Origin of the sequence: Streptomyces sp. NBC_01210 (genome assembly GCF_036010325.1) — a bacterium.
In the GTDB taxonomy this organism is placed as follows: Bacteria; Actinomycetota; Actinomycetes; order Streptomycetales; family Streptomycetaceae; genus Streptomyces.
Window position 1 is genome coordinate 7,940,424 of record NZ_CP108549.1, and the last position, 16,372, is coordinate 7,956,795.

General features: G+C 69.3%; 17 protein-coding genes, 1 tRNA gene and 1 pseudogene. 10 read left to right on the forward strand and 9 right to left on the reverse strand.

Annotated elements, in window-relative coordinates:
- Positions 1-165: 165 nt before the first annotated feature.
- The 4 genes from OG735_RS35840 to OG735_RS35855 all read right to left on the reverse strand — a co-directional run bounded on the left by OG735_RS35840 (position 166) and on the right by OG735_RS35855 (position 3,701).
- Positions 166-1,047, reverse strand: coding sequence for a carbohydrate kinase family protein (locus OG735_RS35840; RefSeq protein WP_327328568.1), 882 nt, complete (start codon positions 1,045-1,047; stop codon positions 166-168).
- A gap of 114 nt (positions 1,048-1,161) precedes the next feature.
- A complete protein-coding gene (locus tag OG735_RS35845; RefSeq protein ID WP_327327303.1) occupies positions 1,162-1,782 on the reverse strand; it encodes a TetR/AcrR family transcriptional regulator in 621 nt (206 codons plus the stop codon).
- A gap of 117 nt (positions 1,783-1,899) precedes the next feature.
- Entirely contained in the window at positions 1,900-3,078 is a 1,179-nt protein-coding gene (locus tag OG735_RS35850; protein WP_327327304.1) for a Glu/Leu/Phe/Val dehydrogenase dimerization domain-containing protein, read from the reverse strand.
- A gap of 173 nt (positions 3,079-3,251) precedes the next feature.
- On the reverse strand, positions 3,252-3,701 hold the full coding sequence (locus OG735_RS35855; RefSeq protein ID WP_327327305.1) for a carboxymuconolactone decarboxylase family protein: 450 nt from the start codon (positions 3,699-3,701) through the stop codon (positions 3,252-3,254).
- Between the two features lie 245 nt (positions 3,702-3,946).
- On the opposite strand from OG735_RS35855, the gene OG735_RS35860 reads away from it, so the two are divergent.
- The 7 genes from OG735_RS35860 to OG735_RS35890 all read left to right on the forward strand — a co-directional run bounded on the left by OG735_RS35860 (position 3,947) and on the right by OG735_RS35890 (position 9,956).
- Positions 3,947-4,423 carry a PPOX class F420-dependent oxidoreductase gene (locus OG735_RS35860; RefSeq protein WP_327327306.1) on the forward strand — a complete coding sequence of 159 codons (477 nt, stop codon included), beginning with the start codon at positions 3,947-3,949 and terminating at the stop codon, positions 4,421-4,423.
- A 171-nt stretch (positions 4,424-4,594) separates the two neighbouring features.
- On the forward strand, positions 4,595-5,776 hold the full coding sequence (locus OG735_RS35865) for an MBL fold metallo-hydrolase (RefSeq protein ID WP_327327307.1): 1,182 nt from the start codon (positions 4,595-4,597) through the stop codon (positions 5,774-5,776).
- 328 nt (positions 5,777-6,104) lie between these two features.
- Positions 6,105-7,976 (forward strand): sensor histidine kinase, encoded by a 1,872-nt coding sequence (locus OG735_RS35870; RefSeq protein WP_327327308.1) that lies wholly within the window; start codon positions 6,105-6,107, stop codon positions 7,974-7,976.
- Between the two features lie 7 nt (positions 7,977-7,983).
- Complete coding sequence (locus OG735_RS35875; RefSeq protein WP_327327309.1) at positions 7,984-8,418, forward strand: roadblock/LC7 domain-containing protein; 435 nt, start codon at positions 7,984-7,986, stop codon at positions 8,416-8,418.
- Between the two features lie 2 nt (positions 8,419-8,420).
- The gene (locus tag OG735_RS35880) at positions 8,421-8,792 is read left to right on the forward strand and encodes a DUF742 domain-containing protein (RefSeq protein ID WP_327327310.1); all 372 of its coding nucleotides are present in this window, start codon (positions 8,421-8,423) and stop codon (positions 8,790-8,792) included.
- Complete coding sequence (locus OG735_RS35885; RefSeq protein ID WP_327327311.1) at positions 8,770-9,384, forward strand: GTP-binding protein; 615 nt, start codon at positions 8,770-8,772, stop codon at positions 9,382-9,384. Before OG735_RS35880 ends, OG735_RS35885 begins: the two co-directional genes overlap by 23 nt.
- Complete coding sequence (locus OG735_RS35890) at positions 9,381-9,956, forward strand: GAF domain-containing protein (RefSeq protein ID WP_327327312.1); 576 nt, start codon at positions 9,381-9,383, stop codon at positions 9,954-9,956. The genes OG735_RS35885 and OG735_RS35890 overlap by 4 nt, the downstream gene beginning before the upstream one ends.
- A gap of 77 nt (positions 9,957-10,033) precedes the next feature.
- On the opposite strand, the gene OG735_RS35895 is transcribed toward OG735_RS35890, so the two are convergent.
- The gene (locus OG735_RS35895) at positions 10,034-11,230 is read right to left on the reverse strand and encodes an acyl-CoA dehydrogenase family protein (protein ID WP_327327313.1); all 1,197 of its coding nucleotides are present in this window, start codon (positions 11,228-11,230) and stop codon (positions 10,034-10,036) included.
- Between OG735_RS35895 and OG735_RS35900 the strand changes: the two genes are divergently transcribed.
- Positions 11,198-11,389, forward strand: a complete 192-nt coding sequence (locus tag OG735_RS35900; protein WP_327328655.1) for a hypothetical protein — start codon at positions 11,198-11,200, stop codon at positions 11,387-11,389. The genes OG735_RS35895 and OG735_RS35900 overlap by 33 nt on opposite strands.
- A gap of 326 nt (positions 11,390-11,715) precedes the next feature.
- On the opposite strand, the gene OG735_RS35905 is transcribed toward OG735_RS35900, so the two are convergent.
- Positions 11,716-12,240: a mandelate racemase/muconate lactonizing enzyme family protein gene (locus OG735_RS35905; RefSeq protein WP_327327314.1), complete on the reverse strand. Its 525-nt coding sequence runs from the start codon at positions 12,238-12,240 to the stop codon at positions 11,716-11,718.
- Positions 12,241-12,411: 171 nt separating this feature from the next.
- On the opposite strand from OG735_RS35905, the gene OG735_RS35910 reads away from it, so the two are divergent.
- A complete protein-coding gene (locus tag OG735_RS35910; RefSeq protein WP_327327315.1) occupies positions 12,412-12,780 on the forward strand; it encodes an MmcQ/YjbR family DNA-binding protein in 369 nt (122 codons plus the stop codon).
- 184 nt (positions 12,781-12,964) lie between these two features.
- Here the strand turns inward: OG735_RS35910 and OG735_RS35920 are convergent.
- A pseudogene (locus OG735_RS35920) lies at positions 12,965-13,217 on the reverse strand (hypothetical protein); the annotation flags it as partial.
- Positions 13,218-13,333: 116 nt separating this feature from the next.
- Between OG735_RS35920 and OG735_RS35925 the strand changes: the two are divergent.
- A tRNA-Pro gene (locus OG735_RS35925) sits at positions 13,334-13,407 on the forward strand.
- A 418-nt stretch (positions 13,408-13,825) separates the two neighbouring features.
- On the opposite strand, the gene OG735_RS35930 is transcribed toward OG735_RS35925, so the two are convergent.
- Positions 13,826-14,410: a hypothetical protein gene (locus tag OG735_RS35930; RefSeq protein WP_327327316.1), complete on the reverse strand. Its 585-nt coding sequence runs from the start codon at positions 14,408-14,410 to the stop codon at positions 13,826-13,828.
- The gene (locus OG735_RS35935) at positions 14,368-16,263 is read right to left on the reverse strand and encodes a hypothetical protein (protein WP_327327317.1); all 1,896 of its coding nucleotides are present in this window, start codon (positions 16,261-16,263) and stop codon (positions 14,368-14,370) included. The genes OG735_RS35930 and OG735_RS35935 overlap by 43 nt, the downstream gene beginning before the upstream one ends.
- Positions 16,264-16,372: the final 109 nt, after the last annotated feature.

Below are 16,372 nucleotides of genomic sequence, written 5' to 3' on the forward strand. Positions count from 1 at the left end.
CGGTCTCGGCTCCTTCAAGCGCTCGCCGCAGCGGACCGCGTTCTCCGCGCGGGCTGCAGGATCCCGCGGTCGCGTGCCGGTTGTGGCAGGAGTCGGCGAGGCTGACAGGGATCGCCTTCCCCGCCCGTACGACGGCTGAGGCACAGCGGCGTACGAACCGGTGCGTCAGACCACGGCCGACGACAGGAGTTCGGCCGGTCCGATCAGCGCCGTACTGCCCTCGCCCGTACAGGCATGGGCGCCGGCCACCGCGCCCAGCCTCGCGCTCTCCTCCAGGTCGCGGCCCGACAACTGCCCGAACAGAAAGCCGCAGACATAGGCGTCACCCGCGCCGTTGGAGTCCACCACCGGAGCGGGCGGGGCGACTGCCGGGACCGGGCGCGGGGTGGATCCGCCGTCGCGGCTGAGGAGGTACGAGCCACCGGCACCCGCCGTCGCGACCACCGCCTGGGCGCGACCGTCGCGCAGGATCTCCCGCATCACCGATGCTATTCGCTCGCCCGCGCCCGCCGTGCTGAGGAAGACCAGGTCCGAGCGGAGCGCGAACTCCCGTTGGTGCTCCGCCAGTCCGTCCCAGTCGTGCAGATCGGTGGAGACCGGCACGCCCAGCGCTTCGATGTCGTCGTAGAGGAACCGCGCGAAGTTCATGATCGAGAGATGGATGTGGCGAGCACGCTGCAGATGGGGGAGGTAGAAGTCGCGCGGCATCCGCAGCCCGTCGGGATCGCGGGCATCGTAGAAGGACATCCGGCGGCCCGCGGGATCGACGAGGTTGACCGCGCGCCGCGTCCCGGCCGGGGAGATCAAGGACTCGAAATCCACGCCGCCCGCGGCGAGTTGTTCCCGGACCAGACGGCCCGGCCAGTCATCGCCGATGTAGTCGAGGAGGGTGGCATTCAGCCCGAGGGCCCGGCAGCCCAGGGCGACATTGCCACCGGTGTGGCCCGGCCATTCACGGATCGGGCCGACGCCGACAGAGTCCGCGAGCGGGACCGGCAGGGCGTCGACGCGGACGACCGTGTCCACCCCGGTGCCGCCGACCACCAGCACATCGGGTGGGAGGCGATCCGTCGGCTGCTCGGGCTGCTGAAACGTCTGGTGCTGCGACTGGTGAGACACAGTTGCCCAGTATGGGGGCTGCGGGCCCGCCCGTTCCGGCGTTCAGCGTGCGGCGGCGGTCAGTGCGTCACGGTGGACACCGAGCTCACGGGCGAGCGCGTCGTCCGTCCACTCCAGCATCGCGGCGCGCGACAGCGACCCCGCGTACGAGGTCATCTGCACGGCGAGCCCGTCCAGAAACGCCGTCAGCCGCCAGGCCGTCGCCGCCGGGTCCTCGCACGGGAACTCGCCCGCCGCCGCACCTTCCGCGATGACCTCGGTCAGAGCCGCCTTCCACTGCTGGTCCAGATCTCGGGCGACGTCCCGCAGCGCCGGCTCGCGCAGGGCGGCCGCCCAGCCCTCGATCCACAGCCGCCAGCCCTTGGCCTGCCCGGTCGGCGCGTACCAGCGGACCGCGGCGCGCAACCGGCGCAGGGCGGTGGTCCGGCGGCCCAGCAACTTGCGCAGATGCGCGAGGTCACCGTCGGCGGCGTAGGTGAAGGCGGCCGCGACGAGCTTCTCCTTGGTCGAGAAGTGGTAGAGCACCAGGGCATTGCTCACACCGAGCGCCGACGCGACATCGGCGATCCGCACGGCCGCCACACCGTGTTCCTCGATCTGCTCGACGGCAGCACGAAGCAGCTCTTCCCGCCGCTCCGTCACGCTCAACCGGACTCTTGTCACGTCGTCACCCTACACAGGCGATCTTGAGCCCGGACGCGGGTCCAACCGGCCGTTCTCAGTGCGTTCCGCGGACGACGGCGACCCACCCCGGGGCGGCGAGGATGTCGGGCCAAGCCGTCATCTGTACCAGCCGTAGCGCTCGGCGATAACCGGCAGCCGGTCGGCGACGATCGCGTGCGCGGCGGCCCGCGCCGTGGTCCCGTCCGCCTCCGCGCGCGCCAGCATCTGGCCGATCAGCGCGCGCATCGAGTGACGGGTGTACGCGAACGCCTCGTCCGCGTCGGCGCCGATGTCCCCGAACAGAGTCCACCACCACCAGGCATTCGTACCGGAGTTGACGACGACGTCCGGCAGTACCGTGATGCCGCGCCGCGCGAGCAGTTCCTCGGCATCCGGCAGCACCGGCATGTTCGCCGCCTCGACGATCCAACGCGCGGTGATCTGCGCCTGGTTGGCGGTGTCCACTGCGTACGAGACCGCGGCAGGCACCAGTACCTCCGCGTCGACCGACAGCCACGCGTCGTCGGACAGCTCCAGATCGTCCGGCCGCAGCGCCGCACGGTCGACCGTCCCGTACGAGTCACGGGCCGCGAGCAGCGCATCGACATCGAGCCCGGCCGGATTGGCGACGGTGCCCTTGACGTCGGCGACGGCGACGATCTTCAGCCCGGCGCGGGCGAGGAACCGGGCCGTCGCGCCACCCATCGTGCCAAGACCCTGGACGGAGACCCGGGTCCCCTCGTACGCCACGCCCGCCCGGTCCAGCGCGACCAGCACCGACTCGGCGACACCGCAGCCGCCGACGAGCTCGTCGAGCCCGATGCCGTCCACCTCGACGGCGAACGCGTCCGCGAGCCGACGGCGCGCCGTCGCCTCGTCGTCCAGCAGCGGATAGACGGCCTGGATGGAGGAGACCAGACCGGCCTCGGCCGCGGCCCTGTCGACGATGTCCTGGGTCAGCCCGAGGTCCTCGCCGGTGGTCCACATATTCTCGATGTACGGGCGTACGGCGCGCAGATAGCGGACCAGGATCCCGTACGCCCGCGGGTCCTGCGGGTCGCAGTCGATACCGCCCTTGGCGCCGCCGAGCGGGATGTACCGGCCCTTCGGGTTGTAGTGGAGGGCCTCCTTCATCGTCATCCCGCGGGCCAGCCCGGCCACCTCGTCCAGCGTGCAGCCCTCGCGCATCCGCAGGCCCCCGCTGGAGACCCCGCGCACCAGCCGGTCGATCACCAGATGGCCCTCGCGGCCGGTGACATGGTCGGTCCAGCTGAGCGACAGCAGCGGAGTGGTCATCTGGCGGTCTCCTCGGGAACGGTGATCACGGTGGGGCCGGGGACAGCAACCGCCCGCGCTCGTGGCCGGATCACAGACTAACTGAATCGCCAGTCAATATCTGGAGCTGGGAGCTCCCCCGTCAACATGATCGTCAACAAGGTTTGCCGGCCGGTGGTCGCGTAGCACGCGGCTCAGCCGGCGGCGGTCCCCGGACGTGCCGGAATGTCGCAGTGGTCCTTGAAGCCCTGGCTGGTCAGACCCAGTGCGGCGTTCATCCGCGAGCGCAGGTTCTCCACCGCCACCATCGCGGTCAGCTCGACGAACGCGGCCTCGCCGAGGGCGGTGAGCAGCCGGGCCGCCGACTCGTCCCCGACCTCCGGGGGATTGGCGGTCATGGCCTCCGCGTACCCCATGACATCGCGTTCCAGCGGGGTGTAGACGGTGCTGTCGCGCCACATCGGTACATCGCGCAGCTTGCGGACGTCCATGCCGCGGCCCTGGCTCTCCCAGTGGCCGAAGTCCATGCACCAGCTGCACCCGATCGAGGCCGCCGAGGCCATCACCGCCAGCGCCTTCAGGCCGGGGTCGAGCTCCTTCCACTTGGCCACCGACAGCTCGAAACGCAGATCGGTCCACAGCACCCGGGGTTGTGGGCCAGCGCCCTCGCGGGATCGAGGACCTTTCCGTATGTGCGCTTGCAGTACCACTCCACCGCGCGGAACAGGAGCGAGCGGCGTGGGGTGAGCGGAATACGGGCCATGACGGGCCTCCTGAAGGTGTGGACGACGTCCTTTCACGCGTACGACGGACCGGGTACCCCGGGGTGTGACATCGGGAGGGAAAGATCTTCAGGAACACCCGTGAGAGGTGAGACGTTGCTGTGGTCATGACGGACATCGACGCATCGCAGGATCCCCGGCAGGATCCGCAGAGGGACGCTCAGCAGGAAGCGCTGCTGAGGCTGGTCGCCGAGTGCGACGGAGGGGTGCTGGTCACGCTCAAGCGGGACGGCAGGCCCCAGCTCTCCAATGTGAAGCACGCGTACTACCCCGACGAGCGGACCATCCGGGTGTCCGTCACCGATGACCGGGCCAAGACCAGGAACCTGCGCCGCGACCCGCGCGCCGGATACCACGTCACCAGCGACGACCGCTGGGCATGGACCGTCGTCGAGGGCACCGCGGAGCTCTCCCCGGTCGCGGCCGACCCGCACGACGCCACCGTCGAAGAGCTGATCACCCTCTACCGGGACGTCGTGGGTGAACACCAGGACTGGGACGACTACCGGCGTTCGATGGTCCGCGACAAGCGTCTTGTGCTGCGGCTGCGCATCGAACGGGCCTACGGCCAGCCGCGCGGCTGAGTCGGTCATGCCGCCCGCGCTTCGGCCCCGGCCGCGAAACCGGCGATGGCCGGTCCGGGACAGCGACGTCAAGTCCCGGGAAACCGGCGACGCCGAGTCCCGTAACGGGCCCGTTCCCGTCCTGTCGTACCCCCCGCTCATAATGAAAAGACACCGACATCAGGAGGTGCCGTGACCGGCACTGGTTCCCCCCACCCGCTGAGCTCTCGGCTGCGCTCGCTGCGACCCGCCGCATTCGGCGCCGACCCGGCCGGAGAGCGGTGGGAGCGGATCCGCCGCTCGCCGAACTTCGCGGACGGCTCCTTCCAGAACCCTGTGGGTGCCAGGACCAGACCGTCCGGCGGCTCCATGATCGAATTCGCGAAGATCTACTTCCGGAAGGAAGCCCGGGCGCACCGGTCCCCGGTCGGGCTCGTGCCCATCCATGCCACCACTCTCGCCGATATCGCGAAGCCTCCGGCCTCGGGGCTGCGGCTCACCTGGATGGGGCATTCGAGCGTTCTCGCCGAGATCGACGGCCGTCGGGTGCTCTTCGACCCGGTCTGGGGCGAGCGCTGCTCCCCCTTCCCCTTCGCGGGCCCCAAGCGGCTGCACCCCGTGCCCGTACCGCTCGCCGTCCTCGGTCCGGTGGACGTCGTCGTGATCTCCCACGACCACTACGACCACCTCGATCTGCCCACCATCCGTGCCCTGGCCTCCACGGACACGGTCTTCGCGGTGCCGCTCGGCGTCGGCGCACACCTGGAGTACTGGGGTGTGCCCGCCGACCGGCTGCGCGAGCTGGACTGGAACGAGTCGACCGAGGTGGCCGGCCTCCGGCTGACCGCCACGCCCGCGCGCCACTTCTGCGGTCGCGGTCTGCGCAATCAGCAGCACACCCTCTGGGCGTCATGGGCCGTCGCAGGCCCCGAGCATCGGATCTACCACAGCGGGGACACCGGTTACTTCCCCGGCTTCAAGGACATCGGCGCGGAGCACGGCCCGTTCGATGCCACCATGATCCAGATCGGTGCGTACAGCGAATACTGGCCCGACATCCATATGACGCCCGCCGAGGGTATCCGCGCTCATCTCGATCTGCAGGGCGGGAAGCCGTCCGGCGCGATGCTGCCGATCCACTGGGGGACGTTCAATCTCGCGCCGCACCCGTGGGCCGAGCCCGGCGAGGGCACGGTCGCGGCAGCAGCCGCGGAAGGTGCGCGCATCGCGCTGCCGCGGCCCGGCGAGCCGTTCGAGCCGACCGCCGAGGGCATTCCGTCCGAGCCGTGGTGGCGCGCGGCGGCGACGGCGCCCGCCACGGGGTGGACCGCGTCTGCCGATACGGGCAGCCCCGAGGTGGCATCGAGCGCCTGATGAGTAGCGCCTGACCCTGCGGCGTCTGACCCTGCGGCGTCTGACCCTGCGGCGTCTGACCCTGCGGCATCCGAGACCCCCTTCGCCGCCGTCGCGGCGGGAGGGGGGCAAGCCGGCGTTTTCGGGCTGGCGTACGAGGCCTCATACCAGAGCGGGACGAATGGCGGGCAAGTTTGTCAACTGCTCGTCGCACGTGCGCGCTTGGCGACTACCGTGTGTTGCCGGTGATCAGCGGTGGGCTCCTGTTGTGCATGACGAGCCCGCCGGGAGCCGAAGCTGACCACTTGCAGTACGCCGATTCCTGGGGCCCCACGTACCAAGGACGCTGATGTCTCAACTACGCGCACCCGCCGCGCGGCCGGACCGCCGTGAGGGCGGGCGCCACGGCCGGCCAGGCGCCCGCTCCCTGTCATCGGCAGGGAGGCCGCATTCCGTGCCGTCGTCACCGGAAGCCCGTATACGCCCTCAACTCCTGCGCACCGCAGTCCTGCCCGCGGTCGGCACCGCGCTCATCGGCGCGGCCGCGGTGATCTTCGCGATCCGCTCCTCCGCTGCCCAGCCTTCCGCCAACCTGTGGGCCGTGCTCACCGGTTCCGCTGTGCTGGCCGTCGCTTCCGTGGCGGCGGCGGCGATGGGCGCGGACCGCATGGCCAAATCCGTACACGACCGCTGCGCCGCGTTGCGCCAGTCCACCGCGCGCGGACAGACCGAGCTGCGCACGGTGATCGAGCAGCTCAGACGGGGCGAAGGCCCGCCCGCCCGCAGGACACCGCAGCCCGCACCACCGGGCGGGGACGAATTCGATCTGCTGACACAGGAGTTGAGCCGTTCCCACGAGGCCGCTGTAGCGGCGGTGGTGCAGGCGTCCCGGCTCTCGAGCAGCGTCGGCAACGAACAGAAGGTCGAAGTATTCGTCAATCTGGCCCGTCGGCTCCAGTCCCTGGTCCACCGCGAGATCCAGCTGCTCGACGAGCTGGAGAACGAGGTCGAGGATCCCGAGCTGCTCAAGGGCCTCTTTCATGTGGACCACCTGGCCACCCGCATCCGCAGGCACGCCGAGAACCTCGCGGTCCTCGGCGGCGCCATGTCCCGTCGGCAATGGTCCAACCCGGTCACCATGACCGAGGTGCTCCGGTCCGCCATCGCAGAGGTGGAGCAGTACCCGAGGGTCAAACTGGTACCGCCGATCGACGGCACCCTGCGCGGCCACGCCGTCGCCGACGTGATCCACCTGCTGGCCGAACTGGTCGAGAACGCCACGCTGTTCTCCGCCCCGCACACTCAGGTGCTGATGCGCGCCCAGCACGTCACGGCCGGACTCGCCGTCGAGGTCGAGGACCGTGGCCTCGGTATGCCCGCAGTCGAACAGAACAAGATGAACGCCCTGCTCGCCGACCCCGACCAGGTGAATGTCGCCCATATGCTGCAGGACGGGCGGATCGGCCTCTTCGTGGTCTCCGCGCTCGCCCGCAGACACGGAATCGCGGTACGGCTCCAGTCCAATATCTACGGCGGAGTCCAGGCCGTTCTCGTACTGCCGCAGGGACTCCTCGGTGCCGAGCCCGATGGACTCTCGCCGGCCGAGGCCACCACGGGGCGCGAGACCGCAGACCGCCCCACGGCCCAGCCCGACGCGGCGCAGGCGGCCGGGGCCCTGCCCTCGACCCCACCCCTGATCCCGCAGCAGCTTCACTCAATGCCGCACCAGCCACCGGCCTTTCACCAACCCCAACCCCGGCATCAACCGCAACCGCAACCGCAACTGGAATCACCGCCGCAGCTTCAACAGCCGCGGCGCGCACCGGTGCACGCCACCCTCGGCGCAGACCTCCTCCCCCTACGCGGAGACCAGAGCGACCGTCCCAACCCGGCCGCCGCCCGCCCCGGCGTCAACCACTCGGCTCCCGCGGAGACCTCGTCCGCCGAACAGCCCGTCCACACCACGGCAGCACCGCCCTCCGACGGAACGGTGCCCAGCCCCATGGGCCGCCCCCAACTGCCCAAGCGTCGCAGCCAGGAACACCTCGTCCCCCAGCTCAGGGACGCCCCGTCGCACCGCAAGGACGACGAGAACACCCTCCACGACCCGGGCCTGATGGCGGCCTTCCAACGCGGCATCGGCCTGGCCGAGTCCCAGTCCGTCGCGGACCCCGCCCCACAGCCCGCCCCGCTGCGCCACGACAACACCCCCAAGGAGTAGATGCACCATGGTGAGCGATGTGCCGAACGGCCATGTCTCGGACCTCGACTGGCTGCTCAGCGGCCTGGTCCAGCGTGTGCCGTACACACGCAATGCGGTGCTGCTCTCCTCCGACGGGCTGGTGAAATCGGTGCACGGCCTGGACGCCGACAGCGCCGACCATATGGCGGCACTCGCCTCCGGCCTCTACTCACTGGGCCGCAGCGCCGGAGCGCGTTTCGGTGACGGTGGCGAGGTACGCCAGGTGGTCGTGGAGCTCGACTCCACGCTGCTGTTCGTCTCCACCGCCGGCTCCGGCACCTGCCTCGCCGTGCTGGCTGGGCGTGAGGCGGATGCCGCGGTCCTCGGATACGAGATGGCGATGCTGGTCAAGAGCGTACGGCCGTACCTGACCACCCCGGCCAGACAGTCGGCGGGGGCGCCGAGCGCTGCGGGGCAGTGAACGTGCCGGCCCCCAAGGACGGGCCATTGCTCGACGACGCGGCCGGCCGGCTCATCCGCCCGTACACGGTGAGTGGCGGCCGCACCCGTCCCACGACCGCGCTGGATCTGCTCTCCCTGGTGATGGCCACCGGAAGCGTGCCGCAGACGCATCTCGGCCCCGAGCACGCCCTGGCGCTCGGGCTGTGCGACGGGCCGACCTCGGTCGCCGAGATCTCGGCGCACCTCAGGCTCCCGGCTGTGGTCACCAAGGTGCTGCTCTCCGATCTCGTGGACTGCGGGGCCGTCACGGCGCGGGCGCCCCGCTGCCACGACTCACCCACCGACCGATCTTTGCTGGAGGCGGTGCTGGATGGCCTACGACGACGACTCTGAGCTTGCCGATGCCTTTCCCGCCGCGCTGAAGATCCTCGTCGCGGGCGGATTCGGGGTCGGCAAGACGACCTTCGTGGGAGCGGTCAGTGAGATCGAACCACTGAATACGGAGGAGCTGCTGACCCAGGTCAGCGTGGCGACCGACAGCCTGGACGGCATCGAGTCCAAGACCACCACAACCGTCGCCATGGACTTCGGCCGGATCACCCTGGACCGAAGACATGTGCTCTATCTCTTCGGAACGCCCGGCCAGGAGCGCTTCTGGTTCATGTGGGACGAGCTCTCCGAAGGCGCGCTCGGCGCGGTCATCCTCGCCGACACGCGCCGTCTCGAGAACTCCTTCTCCGCGGTGGACTTCTTCGAGCGGCGCGGCATCGGATTCGTCGTCGCCGTCAATGAGTTCGACGGCGCCTACCGCTATGACCCGGAAGAGGTACGGGCCGCGATCGACCTCAAGCCGGAGGTGCCGGTCGTGCTGTGCGACGCGCGGATCGCCGGCTCGGGGATAGGGACCCTGGTCACCCTCGTCCAGCATCTGCTCACCACCACCGCGGTGCCGGCCCCGGCACCGAGCTACGGAGCACCGACATGACGTACGACCCGACCGGCCATCTGCTGCTCACTCCCGTCGACCGCGAGGCGCCCATCCGTGTGAGGCGGCTGCGTCAGCTGGGTTTCGGGGACCGGCCGGACCCGGCCTTCGACGAATTCGCGCACAAGCTCGCCGAGGTGACCGGCGCGCCGTACTCCATGGTCAACTTCATCGACGAGAACCGGCAGTTCTTCGCCGGACTGCACACCCCGGCCGGTACACATTCCGGAACCGACCTGGGTGCGACAGCCGCGGCGGGCGGCGGTGATGTCAGCCGGTTCATGGCGCGAGACCACGGCTACTGCCCGCATGTGGTCGTCCGGCGCAAGGCCCTGGTCCTGGAGGACGTCTGCGACTATCCGCGGTTCGCCGGGAACCCGGTCGTGGACGAGATCGGCATCCGTTCCTATCTCGGTGCGCCGCTGATCGACCGTACGGGGATCGCGCTGGGCACGATCTGTGTTGTCGCCACCGAGCCGCGGCCCTGGGGCCGGGCGGGGCTCGAGACCATCAAGTCGCTGGCCGCGGAACTGATCGACCAGATCCACCGGCGTGAGGACGGCGGCATCTGAAGTCCCTCTGATCCTTGTGAAGTGACGTCCCCGGGCTGCCTCGCGCGCTCCGGGGACGTCATGCGCCGCGGGCCGGGTCAGACGGCGGCTTCCAGCCGGACCACGTCGGACAGCCGCTGCGACCACTGGCCCTTCGCCGTGCCCAGCGCCACCTCCGCCAGGCGCAGCAGCTGTACGTCAGACGTGCCGGCCGGGGCGAACATATGGAGCGCGTCCCGCAGATACCGCTCGATGGGGCGGTCGGTGAAGAGCCCTGCCGCGGCATGGATCTCCATGGCGTTGCGCGCGGAGTCGATCGCCGACTCGACATTGACCAGCTTGGCGTTCATCAGCTCCGCATCGCACGGCAGCCCCTCGTCGAGCAGATGCACGGCGTGGTACGCGGCGAGCCTGGAGGTCATCAGCCGGGACTGCAGCGTCCCCAACTTCAGCTTGATGGACGGCAGTTCATGGAGCGGCTTGCCATAGCGCTGCCGATCCGAGCAGAACCTCGTGGTCTCCTCCAGGATCGCCTGGTGGATGCCGAGCGATACGGCGGTGAGGTTGGCGCGTCCGTAGAGCACGCTGGAGGAGTACGCCACGGCCAGCCCGTCGCCCTCCTCGCCGAGCCGGTTCGGCGCGGGGACACGGCAGTTGTCGAAGTGCAGCTCGCCGAAGCTGAAGCCGTGCAGGCCCATGGTCGGCTGCTGCTCGCCGACGCTGCAGCCCGGCCGGCCCGACTCCACCAGGAAGGCGGTCAACCCCCTCGACCCGGGTGCGGTCCTGACCACCACGCCGTGCAGATCACCGATATGGCTGTTGCCGACAAACACCTTTCGGCCATTGAGAACGTAGTCGTCGCCGTCCCGTACGGCGGTGGCACTCATGCCCAGTACATGGCCGCCCGACTCGGGTTCGGTGACCGCTATCGTCGGGAGGCAGTCGCCCGCGGCGATGGAGGGGAGCCAGGTCTTCTTCTGCTCGGCGCTGCCGAAGTGGACAATCTTGGCAACGCCCAGCTGGGAGGCCTGCACCATCGCACCCATCGCGCCGCTGACCCGGGACAGCTCCTCGATGATGATGGTCTTGGCGAGGTGCCCCATCCCCATCCCGCCGTGCTCCTTGCCGATCGTGGCGCCGACCCAGCCCTGCCGGGCAACGAGCCGGGACAGTTCGTGGTGGACGGCACGGGATGCCTCCATCGCGGGGATCCGCGGACGTATCTCCTTCTCTGCGAAGTCACGCACATGATCACGTAGTTGATGATGCAGTCGACCGGCGAAGTAACCGTCCATCGCGAGCCTTCCTCTGCTAAACGCCTGCTCGGGCGGTTGTTCGAGCAGGTGGTGCATCGGCAGTGGTCTCGTCCCGAACAGGCCGACCACATCATGGTGTTGATCGTTTCAGGGTGGCACAAGATCGACGCCAACTCTGTCCAAAACGGGGACCGTTGACGTTTGATTAAGGCTGTGTTCCGCGTGGTACGGGCCCGTCCGGTCCTGCCGTACGGCATTCCCCCTGTGCGTCTGTCTGCCACATGCCAACGGCAAAGGTTTCGTGGGCATATGGCACTGAGGGACAAACAGCCTCCTCAGACATGCGGAGCAGTGACATCCAGGAACACCAGCAGAACCGATACGGCGCAGACCTGGACCGAAAAGAACGCACTCCGGCCCGGCAGGCCGGCGGGGGACCGGCGGTCGGAGGTGCACATCCGGCGCTCGGGGCGCGCGGGGGTGTCAGCAGCGCGCGCCCCGGCGCGTACAACAGCCGGGCGCTGTCACGCCCGGTGTTCCAGTACGTCGACGGCCAGCTCACGCACCACCGACAAGTCCACCTCGACCCCCAGCCCCGGTGAATCCGGCACCTGAGCCACTCCCTTCTCCACCCGCACCGTCTCCGTCGCGTACGGGGAGTCGATGAACTGACGGCCGTTGAGATCGACCGGAGTGTCGATCCCGTACGCAGCGAAGAGGTGCAGCGACGCGGCAAGTCCCAGATCCGAGTCGGTGAGCCCCGAACCCATCAGCCGCACCCCGCAGTCCTCCGCGAGTGAGCACAGCCGCCGTGACAGCGTGAGACCGCCACTGCGCTGCACCTTGGCGATCGCCACATCCACCGCCTCCAGCCGGACGAACGTCGCAAGATCGGTGGGGTGCCGCAGGCTCTCGTCGAGCGCCACCGGCACCGGGGAGTGCTCACGCAGCCGCCGCAGACCCGCGATGTCATTGGCCGGCGGCGGCTGCTCGAAGGCGCTGATCCCGATGGCGTCCAGCCGCCGCGCCATACGCAGTGCAGCGTCCACGGTGAACTACTCATTGCGCTCCCGGTGCTGGTGGACGGACCGTGATGTAGAAAGCGCTTTCTGAATACGTTGCACAGCGTAGGTTCCCGCTATACAGGGGGTCAATGGGTCGGAAGAGCCCTGTGCGGCAACGGCGGGGCCAGTGTCAGTGTCGCGTCGTACCGTCTACGCATGGCCACTGCTGACGATGTACGCAGGCTCGCGCTCTCCCTCCCCGACGCGATGGAGAAGCTCGCCTGGGGCATGCCCACGTTCCGCCTGAAGAGCGGCGGCAAGATCTTCGCCTCGCTCGATGACGACGACAAGGCGATGGGTGTGAAGTGCCCCAAGGAGGACCGGGAAGGGCTGATCGCCTCCGAGCCCGAGAAGTTCTTCATACGCGCGGGGCACGACGACAGCTACGCCTGGCTGCGGGTGCGGTTGGCGGCCGTGGAGGACGATGAGGAGTTGTACGCGATCCTGCTCGACTCCTGGCGCCAGGCCGCACCCCGCAGACTGGTCGACGCCCACCCTGAGCTGGGGCAGGCGCCGGCGAGCTAGCCACTCCCGGATCCCCGCGTTGATCACCCGTTCCGGCTGCCGGCGCTCCGCCCCGTCGAAGCCCTCCCTGCTGATCTCGGGCGGCATGAGAGCCGGCCGTGGATCTTGGTCCAGTAGTCCCGATGTCGTCGGGGCGAACCGGTCGCGCAGGGTGTCCATGATCAAAATCCCTCTTCCAGGCGAGGGCGTTCCTGGGCTCGACCCGGGCGACGACGGCTCGGGGCCGCCCCGGATGCGGCGCCGTGAAGCCGGCGTAGAGGCCTCGAGGTCCCGGCCGGCTCTGGGCCCCTTCGGCCGCAGCCCGAGGTCCCCACGGTCGGCGGCAGCCTGTGTCCGAGGCGGCCGCTGCCGATCTCGGTGCCCGGAACCAGCAGCCGGTCGGGATGATGGCCGGGCGGGGAGTCGTACGCGCTGAAGCCGGGCGGCCGCTCCTGTGGGGAATGGTCGAGGTCAAGCGCGCTCAGGGGTGGAAACGGGTTCGTGACCACCGGTCGAAGTGCGGTATTGTTCTCATGCGCGTTCGGCCCGGGGAAACCCCAGGTCAGACGGGCACCGGGACGTGGCGCAGCTTGGTAGCGCACTTGACTGGGGGTCAAGGGGTCGCAGGTTCAAATCCTGTCGTCCCGACTGTGCGGAAACGCAGGTCGGAGGCCGTTCTCTCATCTATGAGAGGGCGGCCTTTCGTGTGTTCAGGGGCAGGGCGGTCGCCATGTGGTCGCCCGGCCGGTCTGCGGATCGTCGGCGGTGGGGGCAGAAGCCGTGCGGGGTGGGGGAGTGGACCCGCCCGAGGGCTTCGCGGAGCTGCTGGATGTGGTCTCACGATGGTCGCAGCCGCTCTCTCCAGGCCCCTCGGTCGTCTCGCTTCTCGGTCAAGGGGGAGGGTGTGGTCGCAGTAAGACCGCGGGACTGCTCCTGATGGAGGTGGCGGTGCGCGGTCCAACCACCCCGCTGCCCTGGCTGCCCGGCTCGCGCTCGGCGGGCTTCACGGCTTCGCTGCCGGCCAGTGAGCGCCCGAGGCGGTGCTGCGGCCCACGCCGCAGCCGAGTCAGCGGACGCGACGCCGGCGCACCCTCTGCCGCAGCACGAAGAACACGGCGAGGAGCGCCACCGCCGGCAGCCACCGGATCGCCCCGGACGCGACATCCCCTGCCGACACGCCCCCACCGTTCGAGTCGTCGGCCTGCCTCGTCGCCGGCGTACCCGCGTCGGCCTCCGCACCCGCACCCGCACCCGCGTCCGCCGCCGACGCGCCTCCGCCGAGCCACACCTGCCGCTGTCCGGTGTCCGTCACGGGCTGTGCCAGCGACCGGCTCACGTCCCGGGTCAGCGTGGGCCAGCGCTCCTTCATCCGGTCGGCCGACATCGAGGTGTAGCGGACGGAGGTGAAGTCGACGCCCCCGTAGATGTACGTCTTCGTGTATTCGGTGTTGCCCTTACGGGTGCGGTGCGTCACCTTGAACTCGCCCTTGGTGTACGAGCGTACGTACTGGTCGAAGGTGTCGCGCGGCGTCCACTTCTTCTGCGTGGTGTAGTCGCTGATGTCACCCTTGTCGATCATCTCGCCGTACGCCGTCTTCTTGCGCACGCTCAGTTTGCGGTACCACTCGGCCGCGACTCTGCTGAGATACACACGCCGCAGCTCGGCGTACTCGGGGCGGTGTTCACCGCCTTGACCACCTTGGGCAGGATCAGTCGCCGGAACACCGCCTCGTTGTGCTCCTGCACCGAGGCGGACTGCTCCGGGCACGACACCGCCGCGTTGCCGCCGCGCGACTTCAGATACTGCGTCTCCATCTGTACGTCCAACGGCGCGTCGAGGATGTGCAGTTCATCCCCCTCCTCGTGCACCGTCGCCGGCGTCGGCACGATCCACGTACGGAACGACATGCAGTCGCCCGACAGTGACCCCCAGTACTCCGCGCCGAGTTTCGAGTCCGGGTGGATGAACGTGCCGGTCGTCTTCTTCAGCAGCAGATCGGCCTGCAGCAACACCCGTCCCGCGTCGGTCCGGCCGAGCCGGGAGTCGACGATGCGGTCGGGCTCATTGGGGTTGAGGTTGACCCAGAACGACGACGGCTCCAACTCCAGCCAGGTGAAGAAGGCCTCGGACGACTCCCTGGCGCCGGCCAACCCTGTCGATCCGCTTCCCTTGCCCGATGCCGTCAAGGGAGCCTTGAACGCGTAGCGCAGACCACCGCCGTCCGACCCGGGATCGGCGAGGTAGCGCAGCTCAAGGCGGGAGAAGTCGATGCCGCCGGGCGCCTGGGGCGGCATGGACAAGCCCCGCACCAGACCGCCCCTGGCCTGCTCGTCAGCGTCACCGCAGTCGGCGGTCCGCCGCGTGGAGAAGGCCGCGAGCCGGACATGGGAGGCGGCGCCCGGGAGTCCGAGGCTTTGTGCCTGCGGCGTCGGGCAGTCCGTCCGAGCGGCGACGAACACGGACTTGGCCGCGGCGTCGGCCTGGCGCGCCTTGTCGATGTCCTTGCGCAGATTGCCGCTGGCCGTGGCAGCCCGGACACTCTCGATGTCCTTGTAGCGGTCCACGATCCGCTGCCTGCGGGCCTCCGCGGCCTTCCGGCGGTCGGCCACCTTCTCCATCTCCCTCTTGATCACCTTCCTCTCGTTCGCGCGCTGTCCCGCAGGTAGCTTGGCCGCCTTCTCCGCCCGCTCGACGAGCTGCTTCTGACTGTTCGTTAATTTGCCGAGTTCGACTTCGGCCTTCTTCAGCTCGGCATCCCGCCGGGCCCGCTCCTGCCGGCTCAGGCCGTATTCCTGCGTGTGGTAGACCGGGGTCCCGTCCTCGATGACCTCTTCGTCGCACTCCTCGCACGGACCCCGGTCGGTGTACCAGGACAGCGGGTGCAGGGCCGCCTTGCCGGTCCTGTTCTGCTGCAGCACGTTCTTGATCAGCTTCTCGGAGTGCAGGCCCGTCTTCTTCCGCCCCTCCCGCACGCCGGGAAAGCTCATCGCCCGCACCATCAGCAGGTTCTTCACGCCCTGCGCGCGCAATTCCTGATAGTCCCCGGGCCGCAGATAGCGCTTCCAATCCTCCAGGGGCACCAGCTTGAAGTCGTACGCCGGGGCTTCCTCCGGCCGCCCCGTGCCCAGCAGGTCCTCGAGTTCATCGTCGGTGCGCCCGCGCGGATCGACCAGAGCGGCGGCCACGTTGGCGAACTCGCTGTAGCCGTTGGCGAATTGGCGTTTCTCGCGGATGTACGCGCCTCTGTACTCGGTCCCCAGCCTGTCGCGGAAGTCGAAGCCCTCCTGGCTGAACTGATCCGCGTAGTACGGGACAAGGCCCCCTTTGCCGCCCTCGGCCGTCGACCGCGCCGCCGCCTGAGCGCTGGGTACGACATCACATCCGGGCCCGATCAGGGGAGTTGCCGCGAACGCTGCCAGGCAGAAGGCGGTCGTCCACCGCCGCCACCCCGACGCCCGCGTCCAGGACCGTAACCCAGTGATCCCGCGTATGATCGAGTGCACCCCCGTTGTGCGACCGTCGGCCACCGGAGACCGTAGACCGGCGATCCGCCTTTGGTACAGGGCCCATTACGCCAAAGTGCGCTCTGCGGACAGTGCCCCTTCCCGATGC

Coding starts and splice junctions, on each gene's coding strand:
- OG735_RS35860 (WP_327327306.1), top strand. CDS start 3,947: ATGACGGACATCGACGCATCGCAGGATCCCCGGCAGGATCCGCAGAGG.
- OG735_RS35900 (WP_327328655.1), top strand. CDS start 11,198: ATGATGCAGTCGACCGGCGAAGTAACCGTCCATCGCGAGCCTTCCTCT.
- OG735_RS35910 (WP_327327315.1), top strand. CDS start 12,412: ATGGCCACTGCTGACGATGTACGCAGGCTCGCGCTCTCCCTCCCCGAC.
- OG735_RS35890 (WP_327327312.1), top strand. CDS start 9,381: ATGACGTACGACCCGACCGGCCATCTGCTGCTCACTCCCGTCGACCGC.
- OG735_RS35870 (WP_327327308.1), top strand. CDS start 6,105: ATGTCTCAACTACGCGCACCCGCCGCGCGGCCGGACCGCCGTGAGGGC.
- OG735_RS35885 (WP_327327311.1), top strand. CDS start 8,770: ATGGCCTACGACGACGACTCTGAGCTTGCCGATGCCTTTCCCGCCGCG.
- OG735_RS35895 (WP_327327313.1), bottom strand. CDS start 11,230: ATGGACGGTTACTTCGCCGGTCGACTGCATCATCAACTACGTGATCAT.
- OG735_RS35850 (WP_327327304.1), bottom strand. CDS start 3,078: ATGACCACTCCGCTGCTGTCGCTCAGCTGGACCGACCATGTCACCGGC.
- OG735_RS35875 (WP_327327309.1), top strand. CDS start 7,984: ATGGTGAGCGATGTGCCGAACGGCCATGTCTCGGACCTCGACTGGCTG.